Annotated in this window: 19 protein-coding genes and 1 riboswitch; of the genes, 5 read left to right on the forward strand and 14 right to left on the reverse strand. The window is 41.6% G+C overall.

Annotation, left to right across the window (positions count from 1 at the left end; all coding sequences use genetic code 11):
* Window positions 1-5: 5 nt before the first annotated feature.
* From eutC (GHD25_RS02870) to GHD25_RS02925, 12 genes are all read right to left on the reverse strand, one after another.
* Window positions 6-902, reverse strand: coding sequence for an ethanolamine ammonia-lyase subunit EutC (gene eutC, locus GHD25_RS02870; protein WP_164214834.1), 897 nt, complete (start codon window positions 900-902; stop codon window positions 6-8).
* A 13-nt stretch (window positions 903-915) separates the two neighbouring features.
* Window positions 916-2283: an ethanolamine ammonia-lyase subunit EutB gene (locus GHD25_RS02875; RefSeq protein WP_164214835.1), complete on the reverse strand. Its 1368-nt coding sequence runs from the start codon at window positions 2281-2283 to the stop codon at window positions 916-918.
* A gap of 244 nt (window positions 2284-2527) precedes the next feature.
* On the reverse strand, window positions 2528-3391 hold the full coding sequence (eutC, locus tag GHD25_RS02880; protein ID WP_164214836.1) for an ethanolamine ammonia-lyase subunit EutC: 864 nt from the start codon (window positions 3389-3391) through the stop codon (window positions 2528-2530).
* Between the two features lie 16 nt (window positions 3392-3407).
* Entirely contained in the window at window positions 3408-4769 is a 1362-nt protein-coding gene (locus GHD25_RS02885; protein ID WP_164214837.1) for an ethanolamine ammonia-lyase subunit EutB, read from the reverse strand.
* A gap of 23 nt (window positions 4770-4792) precedes the next feature.
* Window positions 4793-6223, reverse strand: coding sequence for an ethanolamine ammonia-lyase reactivating factor EutA (eutA, locus tag GHD25_RS02890; RefSeq protein ID WP_164214838.1), 1431 nt, complete (start codon window positions 6221-6223; stop codon window positions 4793-4795).
* A gap of 142 nt (window positions 6224-6365) precedes the next feature.
* Window positions 6366-7733: a histidine kinase N-terminal domain-containing protein gene (locus GHD25_RS02895; protein ID WP_164214839.1), complete on the reverse strand. Its 1368-nt coding sequence runs from the start codon at window positions 7731-7733 to the stop codon at window positions 6366-6368.
* On the reverse strand, window positions 7720-8292 hold the full coding sequence (locus GHD25_RS02900; protein WP_164214840.1) for an ANTAR domain-containing response regulator: 573 nt from the start codon (window positions 8290-8292) through the stop codon (window positions 7720-7722). Before GHD25_RS02900 ends, GHD25_RS02895 begins: the two co-directional genes overlap by 14 nt.
* A 504-nt stretch (window positions 8293-8796) precedes the next feature.
* Entirely contained in the window at window positions 8797-9927 is a 1131-nt protein-coding gene (locus GHD25_RS02905; protein ID WP_164214841.1) for a 1-propanol dehydrogenase PduQ, read from the reverse strand.
* Entirely contained in the window at window positions 9875-10072 is a 198-nt protein-coding gene (locus GHD25_RS02910) for a hypothetical protein (RefSeq protein WP_164214842.1), read from the reverse strand. Before GHD25_RS02910 ends, GHD25_RS02905 begins: the two co-directional genes overlap by 53 nt.
* Before the next feature lie 366 nt (window positions 10073-10438).
* Window positions 10439-10621, reverse strand: a riboswitch (cobalamin riboswitch).
* Between the two features lie 124 nt (window positions 10622-10745).
* Window positions 10746-10886, reverse strand: coding sequence for a YpzI family protein (locus GHD25_RS02915; RefSeq protein ID WP_164214843.1), 141 nt, complete (start codon window positions 10884-10886; stop codon window positions 10746-10748).
* Window positions 10887-10984: 98 nt separating this feature from the next.
* Window positions 10985-12691: a SulP family inorganic anion transporter gene (locus GHD25_RS02920; RefSeq protein WP_164214844.1), complete on the reverse strand. Its 1707-nt coding sequence runs from the start codon at window positions 12689-12691 to the stop codon at window positions 10985-10987.
* Window positions 12692-12699: 8 nt separating this feature from the next.
* A complete protein-coding gene (locus GHD25_RS02925; RefSeq protein WP_164214845.1) occupies window positions 12700-13038 on the reverse strand; it encodes an ArsR/SmtB family transcription factor in 339 nt (112 codons plus the stop codon).
* Between the two features lie 213 nt (window positions 13039-13251).
* On the opposite strand from GHD25_RS02925, the gene GHD25_RS02930 reads away from it, so the two are divergent.
* The gene (locus GHD25_RS02930) at window positions 13252-14169 is read left to right on the forward strand and encodes a VOC family protein (protein WP_164214846.1); all 918 of its coding nucleotides are present in this window, start codon (window positions 13252-13254) and stop codon (window positions 14167-14169) included.
* Window positions 14170-14579: 410 nt separating this feature from the next.
* Window positions 14580-15158, forward strand: coding sequence for a histidine phosphatase family protein (locus GHD25_RS02935; RefSeq protein WP_164214847.1), 579 nt, complete (start codon window positions 14580-14582; stop codon window positions 15156-15158).
* Here the strand turns inward: GHD25_RS02935 and GHD25_RS02940 are convergent.
* The gene (locus GHD25_RS02940; protein WP_164214848.1) at window positions 15155-15877 is read right to left on the reverse strand and encodes a sulfite exporter TauE/SafE family protein; all 723 of its coding nucleotides are present in this window, start codon (window positions 15875-15877) and stop codon (window positions 15155-15157) included. The genes GHD25_RS02935 and GHD25_RS02940 overlap by 4 nt on opposite strands.
* Window positions 15878-16035: 158 nt before the next feature.
* On the opposite strand from GHD25_RS02940, the gene GHD25_RS02945 reads away from it, so the two are divergent.
* Window positions 16036-16401, forward strand: a complete 366-nt coding sequence (locus tag GHD25_RS02945; protein WP_164214849.1) for a VOC family protein — start codon at window positions 16036-16038, stop codon at window positions 16399-16401.
* Here GHD25_RS02945 and GHD25_RS02950 read toward each other — a convergent pair.
* Window positions 16398-17102: a DUF421 domain-containing protein gene (locus GHD25_RS02950; RefSeq protein WP_164214850.1), complete on the reverse strand. Its 705-nt coding sequence runs from the start codon at window positions 17100-17102 to the stop codon at window positions 16398-16400. The two genes, GHD25_RS02945 and GHD25_RS02950, sit on opposite strands and share 4 nt — an antisense overlap.
* Before the next feature lie 220 nt (window positions 17103-17322).
* Between GHD25_RS02950 and GHD25_RS02955 the strand changes: the two genes are divergently transcribed.
* Window positions 17323-18405, forward strand: coding sequence for an AEC family transporter (locus tag GHD25_RS02955; RefSeq protein WP_240452196.1), 1083 nt, complete (start codon window positions 17323-17325; stop codon window positions 18403-18405).
* A gap of 63 nt (window positions 18406-18468) precedes the next feature.
* Window positions 18469-18879, forward strand: coding sequence for a YugN family protein (locus tag GHD25_RS02960; RefSeq protein WP_164214851.1), 411 nt, complete (start codon window positions 18469-18471; stop codon window positions 18877-18879).
* Window positions 18880-18926 lie beyond the last annotated feature (47 nt).

The raw sequence follows: 18926 nt of genomic DNA on the forward strand, positions 1-18926 counted from the left end.
CTCCATTAAGCTTTATTTAAATCCAGTCCTGAAGCTTTCTTGTCAATCATTCTTTTAATCAGCTCTGCAATGTGGGCGCCCGCTTCTGCCGGAGGGGTGCCTCCCTGATGAATGTTGGAAACTACCGTACGCCTTGCTTCCGGCATGTCCACTGTTGGCTTGTAAGCGATATATGCACTCATGGATTCAGCGGTTACCAGTCCCGGTCTCTCTCCAACGAGCAGACAAACGACATCTGCATCGGTTACTTCGCCAATGACATCCATTGCAGGCACACGGCAATGTTTTACAAATAAATCATTTTCCGTATCAATTCCATGCACTTTTAAACCTTGTTTAATTGCAGGGAGTGTATCTTCCAGATTAGCTTCAATGGATGCCGAACTGAGCCCATCGCCAACCATGATTTGCACTTTTGGATTTCCGCAATGCTGTTTAATTTTTTCCTTTTCTTCGTCGGAAAATTGTCTTCCCAGGTCAGGGCGGGTGATATATTCATCTTTGTCCTTACAAACTGTTGCGGTTGGATACAGGTTATTTTTTTCTACAAAGTCTTCATCCACATAAGAAAATACTGCATCCTGTGCTGCTGCATGGTCCGCTTTGAATCTTAGTGAAGTCGAAGTCATATAGCGCGGGCCTGCATGCCAGACACCAATCCTTGCCGGCGTCTTCTCTTTCATTTCCATATAACCTTCTTTGTCATAAGGGTCAGGAACGAGCAGATCTTTTCTGATTTCCACTTCGGATATATCCGGAATGGTTATTTTGGACTCGCCGCCGGCAGCTTGTCCCCGCTCATTGCCTTTTAATACATTTTTTTGTGTTTTGGATGAAGTGCCTTCAACCATTTCATGTAGAATATTTTCTATCAGCGATTTTAATTCTTTTTCATTTACCATATGGTCTCCTCCTTTACACTAAGAATAATGAAGCGTCCCCTGCTTTTTTCGTCAGCCGGCTTTTGTTATCCAGTACTTCCATTTTCTGAAGCCACTCATCAAATTCCTTAATCGGGCTTAAGCCGGTCAGCTCACGCAGTGACTGTGCTTCGTGATAGCCGAGGCTTTGATAGTTTAACATGACATCATCGGCGTGCGGTGCGGTGATCAGGAAGTTAACACCTGCCTGTGTCAGCAGCACACCTAGGTTTTCCATGTCATCCTGATCTGCTTTCATGTGGTTGGTGTAGCACACATCCACTCCCATGGAAATGCCTGATAATTTACCCATGAAATGGTCCTCCAGGCCGGCGCGGATTACCTGTTTTGCATCGTATAAATATTCCGGCCCGATAAAGCCAACAACAGTATTAACGAGGAACGGATCATATTTTTTTGCAAAACCATAGCAGCGGGCTTCCAAGGTCAGCTGGTCCACACCATGGTGGGCGTTGGATGATAGTTCAGCCCCTTGACCTGTTTCAAAATACATCACATTCGGTCCTGCAGCTGTTCCCTGGCGCAACGCCAGGTCCTTCGCCTCTGCAATCAAATCTCCGCTGATACCAAAAGCAGTGTTCCCTTTTTCCGATCCCGCAATAGATTGGAATATCAAATCAGCTGGTGCACCTTGTCTGATCGCTTCCATTTGTGTAGTCACATGTGCGAGCACACTGGTTTGGGTCGGGATTTTAAATTTATTTTTTATTTCTTCCAGCTTCTTAAACATTCGGACCACGCTTTCCACCGTATCATCCACCGGGTTCAGGCCAATTACTGCATCCCCGGCACCGTAAGCCAGCCCTTCTAAAATGGAAGCAACTATCCCGTCTTCGTTATCGGTAGGGTGATTCGGCTGCAGCCGTGTAGATAGTGTCCCTTCCAGACCAATGGTTGTATTGCAGTGGGCTGTTACTGTAATTTTCCTGGCCCCATAGATTAAATCAAGATTAGACATTAATTTCGCTACAGCTGCCACCATTTCTGATGTCAGTCCGCGGGAAATTCTCCTGATATCGTTACTGGAGGTATCTGAATCAAGGATCTTCTCCCTCAGCTCCTCCACAGTCCAATTTTTGATGGATTGATATATTTTTTCATTTACGTTATCCTGGATAATCCGTGTGACTTCATCTGTTTCATAGGGAATTGCCGGATTATTATACAGATCCTCCAAGGTAAGATTAGCCAAAACTACTTTTGCTGCTACACGTTCTTCTGCGGATTCGGCAGCTATCCCGGCCATAATATCACCGGATTTCTCCTCGTTTGCTTTTGCCATTACTTCATTGACTGAATTAAATTGATATGTCCTTCCAAATAATGTGGTGCTTAATATCATGTAAATCCTCCTTTTTAGAAAACTTGCTGTACCTGGCCTTTAGGCGGCAGCCTTAGTACCTCAAAGGTTAAGATCCAAGGACTTGCATTAAGAAAGTTTTATACTTAGTTGGAACCGGGCGCATTTTCGATATACATGTCTTCTCTGCTGTTTTTTTAATGGTTATTTTTGCCAGGCAAGTACTTGAGAAATGGAGAACTGTATATTGCCTTAATCCTATCCATCTGCAAAATGCATAGGAGTTTTATTCAAGGCGTTGTGCAAATTTTACGCCACTGCTCTTAAATTTCAGCATTTCAGAAATAGTATCCGCTAAATGTGCACCTGCTTCTGCGGGAGGCACACCGCCTTCATGGATATTGGAAAAAACCGTTCGGTCTGCTTCCACCGATTTTTCATTCGGACGATAAATAATGTAGGCACTAATACTTTTGGAAGTAGCCAGTCCCGGCCTTTCTCCAATTAAAGAAATCACCACGTCGCAATCAACCAGCTTAGCTACTTCATCCTGTATCCATACTCTGCTTCTCTTAATGAAAACCGGCGTGCCAATGGTAATGTTTTTCAGTTTAAGTCCTTGTATGAGTGCTGACATTAAATCAGGCACTGTTTCGGGGGTCCCTGTAGAACTTAAACCATCCGAAACGATAATTTGAACCTGTTTCCCTTTTTCGGCATTTTGCTTTAACCATTCAACAGATGCTTCATCCAGTTTTCTTCCTGCATCAAGGTTCATCAAATATTCTTCCTGATCCTTGGCAGTAGAGTTCAGCACCGGCAGGTTCAACTCTTTTAAAACGGATTCATCTACATCTTTAAAAACAGCATCCTGTGCAGCTGCATGGTCTATGAGAAAATCAAGGTAATTTGCTGTCTTCATTCTGGTACCTGTCCGTCCGATCCCTATTCTCGCGGGGGTTATTTCCTGGGCACTTCGAATGGTTTCCACGTTAATTGGATTATCTACGGACACTTTTTTCTCTTTAATGTACTCCACGTGTTTTTCTATATTGCTCTTTTCCTTTTCGGGATTGCCGGTTTTATTTTCCTGTCCCAGCCTTCCCTCCAGTTCCTTCAATACTTCTTTTACAATATTTTCGACATCCATACTTTTCCTCCTCTCATTAATCAAATACAGAAAGATCTCCTGCTCTGCTTGTTAATTTTCCGTTTTCCATAAGACCCATTTTTTCCATCCATTTTTCGAACTCGGCCAATGGCCTGTATCCAAACATTTCTCTGAGTGTGGCATCATCATGATAGCTTGTATCCTGATAGCTCAGCATGACGTCATCTCCGCCTGGCACACCCATATAGAAATTGGCTCCTCCCAGTGCAGTAAGCATACCGCCTATTTCCTGATCATTTTGGTCAGCAATTGTATGGTTAGTGTAAGTTGGGGCAATTCCCATCGGAAGACCATGCAGTTTTCCCATAAAGAGGTCCTCAAGATCTGCCCGGATTACCTGTCTGCCATCGAATAATATTTCCGGTCCGATAAAACCTGATACATTATTTACCATGAATGGATTCCAGTGTCTTGCATACCCATGGGTTCTCGCTTCCAAAGTCTGCATATCTACCCCTTCATGCGCACTTAGAGAAACTTCTGACCCTTGTCCCGTTTCAAAATAATAAAAGTTTGGACCTGCGGAGTAGGATTTCTCTTTCATTAATGCATATCCCTCATCCAGAATTTCCTCGGAAACACCAAAATCTTCATTTGCTTTTTGGGTACCTGCCAGACTTTGAAACATTAATCCAACAGGGGCACCTTTTCTGAGTGCATCCATTTGTGTCGTTACATGGGATAACACACAGTTTTGGGTGGGTATTTCCCATTTATCCATAAGGTCGTAAGTGATATGGAGAATTTTAGAAACCGAGTCTACACTTTCATTGTTTGGATTAATGCCTATAACAGCATCTCCGGAACCGTAGGATAATCCTTCCTTTACGGAAGCAATGATTCCATTGGGATTGTCTATTGGGTGGTTGGCCTGAGCACGAAATGCCAGCCTTCCCGGTTCACCAATCGTGGTATTGCAATGTGCCTGGTATCTCATTTTCTGTGAAGCTGATACCAGATCCATGCTTGACATTAGTTTGGAAACACCTGATATCATTTCACTTGTCAGCCCTCTGCTGATTCTCTTTAGATCCTCGGAAGTCGTCCGATGAGATAGTATATAATTTCTGAGTTCTCCAACCGTCCAGCCGGAGATTTCTTTATATATAAACTGACTGATGTCATCATAAATAATGCGTGTTACCTCATCATGCTCATACGGGATCACCGGATTCTCATAAATATCTTTCAATTGGAGTTCACTTAATGTTAGTTTAGCGGCCATCCTTTCAAGGGAAGACGCAGCCCGGATCCCGGCCATCTTGTCTCCGGATTTTTCTTCGCTCGCTTTCGCCAGCACTTCTTTAACTGAATTAAACTGATACGTTTCTCCTGATAATGCAGTGCTTAATTTCATTCATATCCTCCTCCCGGAATATATTAATTAAATACCAATGTTTTGATTACTACTGGAAGCACGCTTCCACTTGCAACAGGCTGTCCGATATCGATATAATCGCCATCTTTGACAAATACACTGTCAATACAAATCAGTTCTTGATCTCTGCCCATTTTTGCCATGAGTGTCTGTCCCAGCACCTTCGCTATATCGTTTTCGGTAATGATTATTAACGGCAGCCCCAAATCTGTATATTCTTTCACTCCGGTTATAATTTCTTCAGCAATGTCCACAATTTCGGAAAAGCTTGCATGCTGATTGCCGGTAAATGAAATGGCTACTTTTTGCCTGTTTTTCTTAATTTCAAACCATTTCAGTTTCTCTTTAATAATTTCAGCAAAGTTGCCGGTTTCTTTAATTTCCTCATCCAGGAGCTTGATTACCGGAATGTTTTTTACAGGAAATTGATTTTCGGAATACGTAATGGTGCTTCCGCTTATTTCTGTTGTGTGGGAACCGGCTCCTACTACGGTTGCCCGGATCAGTTCGGTTGGCTCCACGAGACTGAATTGATGGGAAATAGATGAATTTGCTATTGCCGTGCCGAGCATTAAACCGATATCTCCATATTTAAAAACATCTTCCTGATCTGCAGGCTTATATATCGCCTCGGCAACACCTCCTGTAAAAGAAATATGTGTGATATCGTCTGTATCTGTAATCGTTTTATGAGTAGCTATCATTTCCAGCTGACTCGTTGGTGTCCGCGCCCCGACACTTTCCTCCAGCAATGCCGCCATTTTGTCCACCACAGGCTGCAGGTGTTCTTTCGTAGCTGTCTGCCCAATTTGTATGGACCAGCCATTTTCTTTTATCAGTCTCTGTATTTTCTCGGAAATATACTCAATTTTCTTCGTTTCTTTATTCACTTTAATGAGACGGCCGCCAATATCCAGGCACCCTGTATCCACTACCCGTCCCCTGTTCATGACTGCCAGATTGCTCGTGCCTCCGCCGATATCCAAATTGACAATCTTCGCGGAGTGATCCTTCGAGAATGTGTGCATCCCTGCACCTTTGGCAGCAATAATACTCTCCAGATCCGGTCCTGCTGTCGCTACAACAAAATCTCCGGCAAAACCGCTTAATCCCTGCAGCACTTCCTCTGCGTTTTCTTTTCTGGCTGTTTCTCCGGTTATAATAACGGCACCTGTTTGAATCCTCGCTTTTTCAATGCCTGCTTTCTTATATTCTGCTTCTACAAATGTCTGGATTCGGTTCTGGTCCACCCTGGTCCCCTCTAAAAGCGGGGTGTTGATAATATCGCTTTTATAAATAACTTCTTTATCCGTGATAATGATGCGGGGTACATTAAAAGCAGAGGCTACATTTTCAATAGTCAAATCCGAAAACACTAACTGAGTGGTGGATGTCCCGATATCTATGCCAACACTTAACATTTTTTCCGCCAAACTTATCACCTCCAGTCAAATGTCCTGTCTATAGAAAGCAAAAAAGCTTAAAGTACAAAAATGCACACAAATACCTGCAGCATTTTATACCTTAAGCTTCATTGCTTTCGGATCAGCTTATACCCCATTGTAAAAGCCTTATCTAGTTGAATCGGAATGTAATTTCCATTCCTTTTTTTCTTTTATCAAATTGTATTGTTCCTTTTAATTTATCTTTCACATAATTTTTTACAATAAATAATCCGAGGCTGCTGTTTCCTTTAATGTGATCGATGTCAAAACCGACGCCATTATCGGTAACAGATATCACAACTTCCTCTTCTACTTTTTTCAAAAAAACAATAATCCTGCCTTCCGCTCCATTTGGAAATGCATGGTTATAGCAATTTTGAACAAGCTCATTAACTATCAGGGAAACTGAAGTTGCCACATCACTTGGCACAATGATCGATTCTTCCAAATCAAGGGCCAATTCAATATTTTCCAGAAGGGAATAGCTTCTTTGCAGGTTATTCACAATAAATTCCAATACTTCACCTAATTCCACCTTATCTCCAAGCTGTCTTGCCAGAATATCATGGGTCGCCGCTATGGAAATAACCCGGTTCATATTGTCTGTCAGTATATGCTTGACTTCTTCATTGCTGCTCCTTCTTCTTTCCATTCTTAAAAGGGACCCCATCGTCTGCAGATTATTTTTTATCCGGTGATGGGTTTCCCGGATGGCCTCCGTTTTGGAAAAAATCTCTGCCTCTTTATCCTTCAGCTGGGTAATATCCCTTAGAATAATAGCAAATTTCAGCTGATCATCTTCCAGAAGAATCCGTTTCATTAAATAATATTTCCCGTCCAGACAGATTTCCCATTGTAATTGTTTATGGTCATTTAAAATCAGATCACTAAAATTCACCTGATCCCCAAACAAATGGTTGTAATGCACGCCTTCTTCTGACAAGTTATTCGAAAAGCTGTCTGCCTTATCATTTTGAAATATCAGCTTGCCTGAAGCATCGAAAAAATAGATGGCATCGTCTATATAATTATTTAGCTTTGCTGTCATCGTCATATAATCATTTTTATCTTCTGCCGTTTCCTGCACTTCATGAAAAGCTGTTTCGAGAATATAAGTGCCAAGCACCTTTTCTCCATAATTAATGGCGTGAATATTTTGCCTGATGAATACGTTTTCCTGAGTGAATGCCTTATATCCTTTTAATGTGCCGCCTGTGCGGGAAACTTTCCAGACACCGGGCTCATTCATTTTTAACGCAGGCTGACCAACTGGGGATTTCTCGTATAATGACTGCTTTGTGACAGGATATACGTGATATACTACAATGGACGCTGTGCTGTTCTTCAGCGGAACATCAATAAATACATCACAGTCAAAAACTTCAGCCAGTTCATCCACGGCCTCGGCCTTTTTCAGGATAAAATCTATTTCCTGCTCCGTCATATTGGTGTATTTCCTGCATAAATCCACTATCTTCGTTTTTTTAATCGTAGACAATGGTAATCGTCCTCGCAATCTCGCTGATCGACGTACGGCCATCCATGCTCATTTTGCGCAATAGAGTGTACGCCTCCTGCTCATCCAGGTTCCTTTCTTTCATTAACAGACCTTTGGCAATATCAATGATCTTTCTATCTTCCAATTTCTTGGAGACCTTTTCCACTTGCTTTTCCAGGCTTTGTATTTTCTCCGCTCTGGAAATGCACATCTCTACAGTAGGTATGAAAGACTTTTCATCCAAGGGTTTTACTAAGTATCCTAATGCTCCTACTTCTTTTGCCTTTTTAATAAATTCTTCATCATAAAAGGCTGTTAATAATAGAACCCCGCCTGCAATGCGGTCATGCATAATTTTCTTGCTTGCTTTCAATCCATCAAGCACCGGCATTTTAATATCCATAATAACCAGATCCGGACCTTGCTCCTTGCAAACATCTATTGCTTCAAAACCATCCGAAGCCTGTCCTACTACTTTGTAGCCAGCTTCTTCCAACAGTTCTTGTAAATCCATTTTTGTAATAGGTTCGTCATCGACTATCACAATTCTTTTTTCCATGACTACGCTCCTTAGAAATTATATGCTTCCCGCTAATTCCCCTGAAGTAACCTAATTATGCTTTATTCCCTTTTTAAACATTGCTTCACCTATTATCAACCTTGATTTCATTTTTATACCCTGATTTTTACCAAACAGAAAAGATAACCAAACAGGTGCTTTATCCCTTTTTACGGCATCCATCCCTTCGCATCATTTTCATTATTTTAAGTGTAAAAAGCACAAAGGGACCCTGAAAAAGAAAGACAGTTTCTTTTCCAAAGCCCCTTTGCTTTGCCATTATCGTTTGATTTTTAAATAGCATCATTACGAAAGCACGCCTTTGTGCCCATACATGTATTATAATACCGCAAACGTTTTCTTGCAAGTGAAATAATATACAAAGATTTATTTATTTATGCATCCCGGACAGATATACAGTCCGGACATCATGAAACTGGCAAAGTGGCTTTTGGAAACAAAGCACACGGAAGCTTTTTCATATCAATCATGGAAGACGGAAGGTCACTTCAACTGTGTTAAAATAGCTATAATATCTTCCTTATTCGGTTCTAAAGGATTTGTATCGGTACAGCTGTCATCCAGGGCTGCTTTTGCGATATCTTCTTTTATCCCGTCTGTGTATTCTATATCATAGGTTTTGAAATCTGCAGGCATATCCAATGCCGTCCGCAATTTTTCAATTTCCTTGATCAGACTTCTTGTTCCACTGGCACTGTTTGTAGCAGGAAGTCCCAGCATGCCGGCAAGATATGCATATTTATCGGCGGCAGGCTTTAAATCCGCATTGCTGTAACCTTTTACACCCGCATTATAAGCAATGACTTTCGGCAATAAAATCGCATTTAACCGGCCATGGGGTATGTGAAATTTTGCCCCGCATGCATGGGCAATGCTATGATTGATCCCCAGGCCTGCGATATTAAAAGCGATGCCTGCCATCGTGGAGGCATGATGCATTTTTTCCCTGGCAGCGATGTTTTCCCCATCATGATAAGCATCCTTTAGATATTGAAAAATCAGGCGGATGGCCTTTTCTGCCATTGCATCAGAAAAATCATTTGCATCAGCAGCCACATATGCCTCAATGGCATGGGTCAGTGCATCCATTCCTGTATCGGCTGTTATTGAAGGCGGCACAGTTTTTACCAGGTCTGTATCAAGAATTGCTTCTTCAGGTATTAATGCATCGGCAACGAGCGGATACTTAATTCCTTTGCTTGTATCCGTAATAATGGAAAAAGAAGTGACTTCTGAGCCTGTACCGCTCGTTGTTGGAATGGCGGTAAGCGGCAGTGATTCAAAGTCATAAATTTTCATGGCAAATTCCTTCATCGCTTTGGCTGCATCAATCGCCGAGCCCCCGCCGACAGCTATGATGAGATCGGGTTTAAATGCTTCTATTTCCTTTACGCCGGCAACTACATTTTCAACCGGCGGATCCGGAACAATATCACTGAATAATTCCCATTCGTTTTGCCCCTTCACCAGCCGCCCTTCAATATGATCAATCATTCTGGATTCCATTATAAACGGATCGGCAACAATAAATATTCGCTTTTTTTCATAGCTTTTCAAGTGATCAAGGGCTTTTTCTCCGGAGTAAATCATCGTACTGAGTGATATCTTTTCCAAATTCATCTTCCTCCTTTTTTGATGGATAGTTGACCCGCCTGCCTGCAATGAGTGCCTGCTTCAGGGTAAATGGAGAACCAGGTATCATGAACAAAAAAGGAGCTTTACAGAAGAATCCCCTTCTGTAAAGCTCCTTTGCTTTCATTCATGCTACACGCCGTTGTGTCTAAGCTTATTATACTATTCAGGGAAAAGGGGTGTCAATCAATATCAAAAGTGCTGCACCTTGGTTTTCCCGATTATTAAAAAAATATTCGCTGACATAAATGCAACAAAGACAGAAAAGCTGTTTCCGTCTTTGTTGCAGTACGTGAACTCATTACCCCATTGTAATTGATCACATGCATCAAGCTACGTCATTGTAGCTAGTTATATACGGTTCGCGTTACTTCATTGTAACTGCAAGCTATTTTGCGCATTAAAAAAACTCTCTCCTTCAACAGGCTGAGAGTTTACAGATAACCCCAATTAAAAAATGGAATAATCGTGCATCCCCTTTTCCCGGAAGGTTGATGTGCATTTTATTCTGGCAAGTCTCCTGACTCATGGCTGTCATTACTCCGCCTTCCCGGGGAATGCCCAGTGGCATATGGAGTAAAATTTCCATTCACAGTGGCCGGACCGTTCAGGATTTTCACCTGATTCCTTTTTAATCATTTACCTGTGTAAATGAACCAAAATAAATCTATGAAGTTTTTACTTTCTTCATTATACCGCATGATTTAAAAAATGCCAAATTTTACAGGGGACCAGTGCATTATTTGGGCACTTTATACGCTTGCATTTATCATGCCAATGGTCACCGCTTCCACTACCCTCTATTTCCTGCCATCATTCAACCTTCTTGCTTCTTCGGGACCTGACATTTTTGCTGACCCTTTATAGCGCAGGCCTGTGTCACGATCTGATTCCACTTTTCCACTTTGTTTCAGCTTTTTTTCCTGACGATCTCTTCCCATATGAAACACCTCCTTATCTTAACTTGAGTCCTGGGAATAAATTTATGCAAAAAAAAGCCGAATGAGATGCTCATCATACATCTTTTCGGCTATGGATACTAAACAAACTGCTCTGTTCCCTTGATTGCTCCTCTTTTTTCTGCAGCCGCGGATCCCGCCAGTGACTTGGCATACGCCACCGCATCCTCTGCGTCATCAAAAACGTTTCCTCCGCCGATTTCCTCATACAGGCCGGACTTTTTTAACGTTTCCTTTAAAGAGGGAGCGACTCCGGCAACAAGGAGAACCCCGCCATGGCTTTTGAAATGGTCCAAGATGTTTTTAAAATGTGCTGCGCCTGTGGAATCCATAAACGGAACCCTTCCCATATGCAATATGAGCACTTTTGGCCTGTAATTAATTGTCTTTAAAACCCTTTGCTCAAAAACCTGCGCGGCTCCAAAGAACAATGGCCCTTCAATTGTATAAATGCTAATTTCCGGATAGTCCTTCAGCTGATGGAGGACACGCAATTTAGCCGTTTCCTCTTTTGGCGTCTCATCCGGAAAAACTTTTGAAATAACGAGCATGCTGCTCATCCGCTTGGCAAATAAAATAATGGCTAAAATAATCCCGGCCACCACTGCTGTCGTAATACTTGTAAAAACAGTCAGTAAGAAAGTTGCCAATAAGACCAGTGAATCGCCTGATTTCATTTTAAGAACATGTGCAAATTGTTTCCGTTCACTCATATTCCAGGCAACAACCATCAAAACCGGCGCCATACTTGCCAGTGGGATGTGAGAAGCATACGGAGCCAGCAGTAATAACGTTGTCAAAACAAAAATGCCGTGGATGATTCCCGACATTGGCGAATAGGCACCACTCTTGATATTCGTCGCTGTCCGGGCAATTGCCCCTGTGGCCGGAATTCCTCCAAATAAAGGAGTAACAATATTCGCAACCCCCTGGCCCACCAGCTCCCGATTGCTGTTATGCTTACTATTGGTCATCCCGTCAGCAACCACAGCGGATAAAAGTGACTCAATACCTCCCAGCATGGCGATCGTAAATGCAGGCACCAGCAGCCGCAAAACCCGTTCCAATGTGATTTCCGGCATTTGAAAAGCCGGAAACCCGCTGGCTATCTCTCCAAAAACAGTGCCGATCGTCGGAATATTCCCAGAGAAAAATAAAGCAGCAACCACCGTGGATACTACCAATCCTACAAGTGGACCAGGTACCCCGGGCATTAATTTTGGTGTCAGCAAAATCGCGATCAGACAAACGACTGCCGTAATAATGCTGTATAGACTAACTGAATCAATATGCAAAAATATCTCTCTCATATTTGCCAGAAATTTTTCATGTTTTTCCAAATCGGACAATCCTAAAAAGTTCCCTATTTGCCCGGTGAAAATAATGACGGCTATTCCAGAAGTGAATCCAATTGTTACCGGCCTGGGCATATATTTTATCAGCGTTCCCAATTTAAAAATCCCCATCAGAACAAGCATAATCCCGGCCATAAATCCCGCCAGCAATAAATCGGCATAACCGTAAGTAATCACAATTCCTAAAAGAATTGGGATGAACGCACCGGTAGGTCCGCCAATTTGAAATCTGGAACCTCCAAATAATGAAATTAAAATACCCGCAATAATCGTGGTATAAATACCATATTCCGGGTTCACCCCAGAAGCAACTGCAAAAGCCATCCCAAGCGGAATCGCTATAATCCCCACAATTACCCCTGACAGCAGGTCCTTTTGAAAGTACTCCCAGGAGTATCCTTCAAATCTTCCTGTCCAAAATCGCTTTTTCAATTATTCCTCTACCCCTTCTTTTCCTCGTTATCCAGTTCTTCCAGCATGGAATAGGTATCAATGAGATGGTTGTTAAAAATCGCCTGTGCTACACCCAGCAATTCTGTAATCGCCGGATCCCGGAGTGTATACATCACGTTTTTTCCATTCTTAACGCCAACGACGATATTTTTATTACGCAAAACACTTAATTGCTGTGAGACTGCGGATCCTTCACTTCCCAGCGTCCTCTGAATTTCATTTACACTTTTTTCTCCTTCCGCCAGCACCTCGAGAATACGAATTCGAAGAGGGTGTGCCAAGGCTTTGAAAAAATCAGCTTTGAATTGCTGTAAGTCATTCCACAACGGAATCATTCCCTTTTATAAAAAATAAAATAATAACATATCAAGATATTTGAATATGTACATATATGAGTATACTATACCTTTATTTATTTACAATAGAAATGCTCAAAATAAAGAAACACATAAAATATAAGAAAATTAATAGCAATTTAGAAGAAATCAACAAGGGAACAAAATGGTAAAATATAAAAAAAGTAAGAGGGAGGAACAGGAATGTCCAGTAAAAACCAAAGCATTGTACCGCATTTATGGTTTGACAATGAAGCGATTGAAGCAGCCGGATTTTATACTTCCGTATTTCCGGAATCAATGGTTTCCAGCATAACGACAATCAAAGATACACCATCAGGTGATGCTGATGCAGTATCCTTTGAATTGTGGGGGACGAAATTTATGGGGATCAATGGAGGTCCGCTTTTCAAATTTACTCCGGCCGTGTCTTTTATGGTTAATTTTGATCCGTCACGGGATAAAGATGCGGCGGAAAAAATAAAAGAGGTTTGGAACAAGTTATCCGATGGCGGCACCGTGTTAATGCCTTTTGATAAATACCCATTCAGTGAAAAATATGGATGGATTCAGGATAAATATGGTTTAACCTGGCAGCTGATCCTTACCGATCCGGAAGGGGAAAAGCGGCCGGAAATAATGCCTTCATTTCTGTTTGTCGGCGAGCAATGCGGCAAAGCAGAAGAAGCGATGAATTTTTATTTATCCGTATTTAAGAACGCCAGGCCGGGTGAAGTAGCCCGCTATCCAAAAAATATGGAGCCGGACAAAGAAGGCACTATCATGTTTTCTGATTTCATGCTTGAAAATCAGTGGTTTGTCGCCAACGACAGCGGACAAGAACATGACTTTGGTTTTAACGAGGCAATATCCTTTATGGTTTATTGCAACACACAGGAAGAGATTGATTACTACTGGACCAAGCTGTCTGCAGTTCCTGATGCAGAGCAATGCGGCTGGCTGAAAGATAAATTTGGCGTGTCCTGGCAGATTGTATCAAGGGAAATGCATGAGATAATCGCGAATAGCACACCGGAACAGGTTGATCGGGTAAACAAAGCAGTGCTTAAAATGAAAAAAATTAATATTCAGGAGATACAGAAGGCATATAAGGCATTGTAAGACGTGGTTTTTTGCAGCACCAACTTATAAAGACTTTAGATTGGGGGAGTAAATTCACTCAAGCAAACATAAGGCATTTCACCAATCTTATTTAAAAAGCTTGGAGAATTATTATTTTTAACTTTTTACCACTAATGAATAAAAGCACGGCTTTATTGAGCTTCCGTTCAATTCATCAAAGAAATCTAATGTCAAACCTTTATAATCAGGCAAGAAAGCTGATCTGAAAAGTCGCTTTCCTTTACGTTGGGAAATCGGCTTTTTGTTTGCTCCCACTCCATTAATGTATCCATTGCTGAATAATTATTATCAGTATTGTATTATGCATTAATAATAGGTATGCTGCTTCACACTGTAATGCATTCTCAGGTACAATAGGATATAAAAAAAGAAAAACCGGGAGGACTACCATGACAACCATTTGTTTAATTCGGCACGGGGAAACGGAATGGAATGCTGCAGGCATATTGCAGGGTACAACAGATATACCATTGAATGCCAAGGGAGTAAAACAGGCAGAGGCATGCAGTGTTTATCTTGCATCATCCAGCTATGATGTTCTCATTTCGAGTCCGCTGAAACGGGCAAAACAAACAGCGGAAATTATTAATCAAAAGCTCGGACTGCCATTTCACACGATGAGCGAGTTTCAAGAGCGTGCCTTTGGTGCTGCGGAAGGCATGACCTATGAAGCGCGGCGGGCCGTATATCCGGAAAAAAATTACCCGGGCCAGGAGAGGGAAGAAGATTTTCACAACAGAATCATGATGGGTCTTCAAAAAGTTACCGAATTGTATCCCGGCCAGAAGGTCCTGCTCATTAATCATGGTGCTGTCATCAAAGCAATCCTAAAAGCCTTTTCAGGCAATGATAATATCCTGGAGGGAGACAGGCTGATGAACGGCTGTATCAGCAACATCCATTTTGAAAATGAAAAATGGAAGATAAAAGATTTTAACCGGACAGCACATTTGCGACTGCTATCTTAATTGAGTATCAAGCTATCGACAAATAAATAGATGCCTGTAAATATTAATAGACAGTAGATAACGATTCTAAAGGTATTTTGATCAATCCTTTTAAACAAAATTTGCCCCAAAAATAAGCCGATAAATACGAGCGGCAAAGCCAGACCACTTGAAATCCAAGTTATTTTATTTGTTCCCGTAAATACAGTTTGGATAAGTAGACTCATAAAATAAATAAAAAGATAGAAAGCAAGTGTTGTACCCCTTAATTTTGCTTTCAGCACAGCTGTCCCGGAAAAATATAATAACAGTGGCGGTCCGGGCATTCCCATGCTTATGGTTAACACTCCTGATAATCCGCCTGCTCCCAGGTCCCGGCGTTTATTTTGACTGATTTTAAACCTGAAAATAAGCATGACCGTCAACACCAGAATTATAAGACTAACAATCAGCTTTAATTTTTCTATATCAATGAACAGGAAGATGACAATACCTATCGGCAAACCTGCTAAACTTCCTGCTATCAATCTTTTCAGAACCCCGACATCTATATCTTTGCTGATTTTCCTGATTAATACAATAGAAATCACAAGAGACAAAATCAGATTTATTTGAATGGCCTCAGCGGGTTCAAAAATCAATAGAAGGAAAGGAGCAGCAATAATAGAAAAACCAAACCCTGTACTTGTTTGGAGTATAGAAGCAACTAGAACTATTACGATTAATCCTGCTATTTCCATGTGAACCCTGCTTCCCCCGCAAATAGTGTTTCTTTATATTTTACCATAATTGTCCTGTAATCCCTTAACCGGTTTATTTATTATTGTGATAAAATGCTTTATAACAGCATGTTACTGCTCCTTAGAAAAAGTTCATATTTCAAAGGAAGGGGAAAAACATGATTAAAAAGATCGGACAAATCGGGGTGCCGGTAAGAGACCTTGAAAGAGCTGCAAATTTCTATAAGGAAAAACTGGGGCTTCCTATGCTTTTCAGCACAAAAACGATGGCTTTTTTTAAATGTGAAGGATTGCGTATTATGTTAAGCCTCCCGGAAAGAGAAGAATTTGCCCATGCCAGTTCCGTAATCTATTTTCAAGTGGAGGATATTCAGGAGGTATACCTTGCTTTAAAAGGAAAAGGTGTCTTCTTTCCCGTTGAGCCGCATCTTGTGGCAAAGATGGAGCAAACCGAAACATGGATGGCCTTTTTCAAGGACTCAGAAGAAAATACACACGCCTTAATGAGTGAGGTGGAAGTCTAGGAGGAAGTTCCCCGGCTTCCTTCTTTTTTGTCAATGAATAAAGAACCGTCAGTCTGAACCTGGCCAAAAAACACCTCTGCAGCCGAGTCTGCTCCATGCTGCTTCAACTCACTGTTTACCCAATCAATATCAAGGTCCAGTTTTTCCAGACTATCAGGAAGAACCTTTCCATCCACAATGATCTCAGTTGGAATGGGATATACTTTGCTTTCCGAAGAAATATTCATATCCGACTTCGTTACCGGCTGTTTGTTCTCTTTCAGCAATACAGTTAACCTGCCATTTGTCTCGAATATCGCATAATCCACAACGGAAATGGAAAATATATTTTTTTGTCTCAGCATGGAAGTTAAAGTATCCAGGTCAAGCCGATGGATCCGCAATGCTTTTTCCGCAATTTTCCCGTCTTTGATGACTATCACCGGATCACCGCTGACAACCTTTCTTCCTTTTATCGAAAAAATTTCGACAAATGCAAGGACTAAGGTGAAAACAGTCCAGCCCGTTAATGCGATGACGCCATTTAGTATACTGAGATTTTGATTGACGACAAGGTTCGCAGTGATCGAACCGATCGAAATCGCTGATACAAAGTTAACAAAGGTCATTTGGCTGATCTCTTTTCTCCCCATTATACGGGTAAGCACAAACAGGACGACGAAGCCGATTGTAATTCTTAAGAGCAATTCGGAAATACCCATATTATTATAACCACCTTTATATATATTCCTTAGCATTATGGGTATTTTTATATAATATAAACCATAGGTTCCTAGAAAAACCGGATGCATCGAAAAAGCATTTTCTTCTACCTTACCTTTCCATTATATTTTCCGGGTCCGCCAAACAGGCAGATGACCGTGTTTCGCCATCATCATTATCCGGCTGTGTCCCATGGGAACTGCTTGCATGCGGCCCAATTTGCAATTTAACTGGTATGGTACTTCCGGAACTATCATTGTTTTTACTAAGGCTTCAAAAATGTGGATCGCCTGTCAATATGGTACCATCTCCGCTTCTGAATCATACCCTGATTATGGAAAGGAGAGAAGGCCATTGTTGTCCACTGGTGCATTTTTACAAGCAATGATCCCCCTTTTTATTATGGCAATCATTGGTTTTGCCAGCAGAAAAATGAGAATACTTCCTTCGAGCGCCACACAGGTTATTACCCAGCTCTTGCTGTATATCACTTTACCGGCATTGATTTTATATTCATTGAACACCACCCTTTCCCGTGATATTCTAACAGATTTCGCCTGGCTGGTTGCCATGTCCATCTTCATACTTAGCATATCGGTTTTAGCCGGTTTTTTGCTCAGGCGAAGAGCCAAACTGCCTGTAAAGCAAAAAAGTGTATACGAAAGCTTGATCATTTTCGGGAACCAGGGTTTTATCGGTTTTGCCATCAGTTATATTTTAATGGCAGAACAAGGAATTATGTACTTAACCTTGTTTAATGTTTGTTACTTAATATTGATTTGGTCATATGGGATCTTTCTTTTTACCAAAAATGAATCAAGTACAAACTGGAAAGCCCTGTTTCTTAATCCAGGCATTTTATCGACGCTGATCGGCCTATGCATGCTGTTTCTTCCGTTTGATTGGCCTCTACCGCTGCTGAACACATTTGAAGATGTCGGAAAAATGACGATTCCCTTATCCATGATATTGATCGGCAGCCTCCTGGCGGAAATCCGCTGGCATGTTTTTCAGCAATACAGTAAACACGTATATGTATGGATAGCAGCGGCCTGTAAATTACTTATCCTCCCGTCATTTTTGTTTGTTTTTTTCTTTCTCCCTGTTCCATACCCTTTAATTGTTGTTGCTGTGCTGACAGCTGCCATGCCGAGTGCTCCCACCATCTCTGTTTATGCAAAAAAGTATGGTGGAGATGCTTCCTTTGCTTCATTTGGCGTGATGCTTACAACCCTGCTTTGCCTGGTGACCATTCCGCTGCTTTACAGCTTCCTTCAGTGGCTCCATTCCATTTTTTATTGATAAGAATGTATGTATTCCCAATTATTGTTTATACTATGAAAAAACAGGTAAAGGAGCGATTTTATGCTGCATTTGGATACAGATATGGAAGGAAAGCAAATGTCTTTTGGCTATGCCCTGGAGACATTAAAAAAGTTTGGTTTTCATATTGGCGGAAATTGGGATTATGACAGGGGCATGTTTGATGGGGTGATGCATCGGGAAGGCGGAGAAACCTATTATATCCGGATGCCTTTTCATGTGCTTGAAGGAGAACTGGACAGAAGAGATGCATGGATTGAATTTAAAAAGCCTTTTGTTATCAAACATGTAGTTAATGAAGGGCTGGATACGGATGAACATTCCCTGCTCACTGCAGCCGGCGGACTGAATCAATTCCAGAAACCGCTGGATAAGGACGGCTATATCCGTGATAAGAGCAAATGGCAGGAATTTGGCGAAGAAGCCATTGGTGATATATTGAATAATCTGTAAGACCGGTCTTTTCTTTAGCGTATAAGAGCAGCATCAGGGGAGTGCAG

The organism is Virgibacillus aidingensis (assembly GCF_010994035.1).
Classification (GTDB): Bacteria; Bacillota; Bacilli; order Bacillales; family Amphibacillaceae; genus Virgibacillus_N.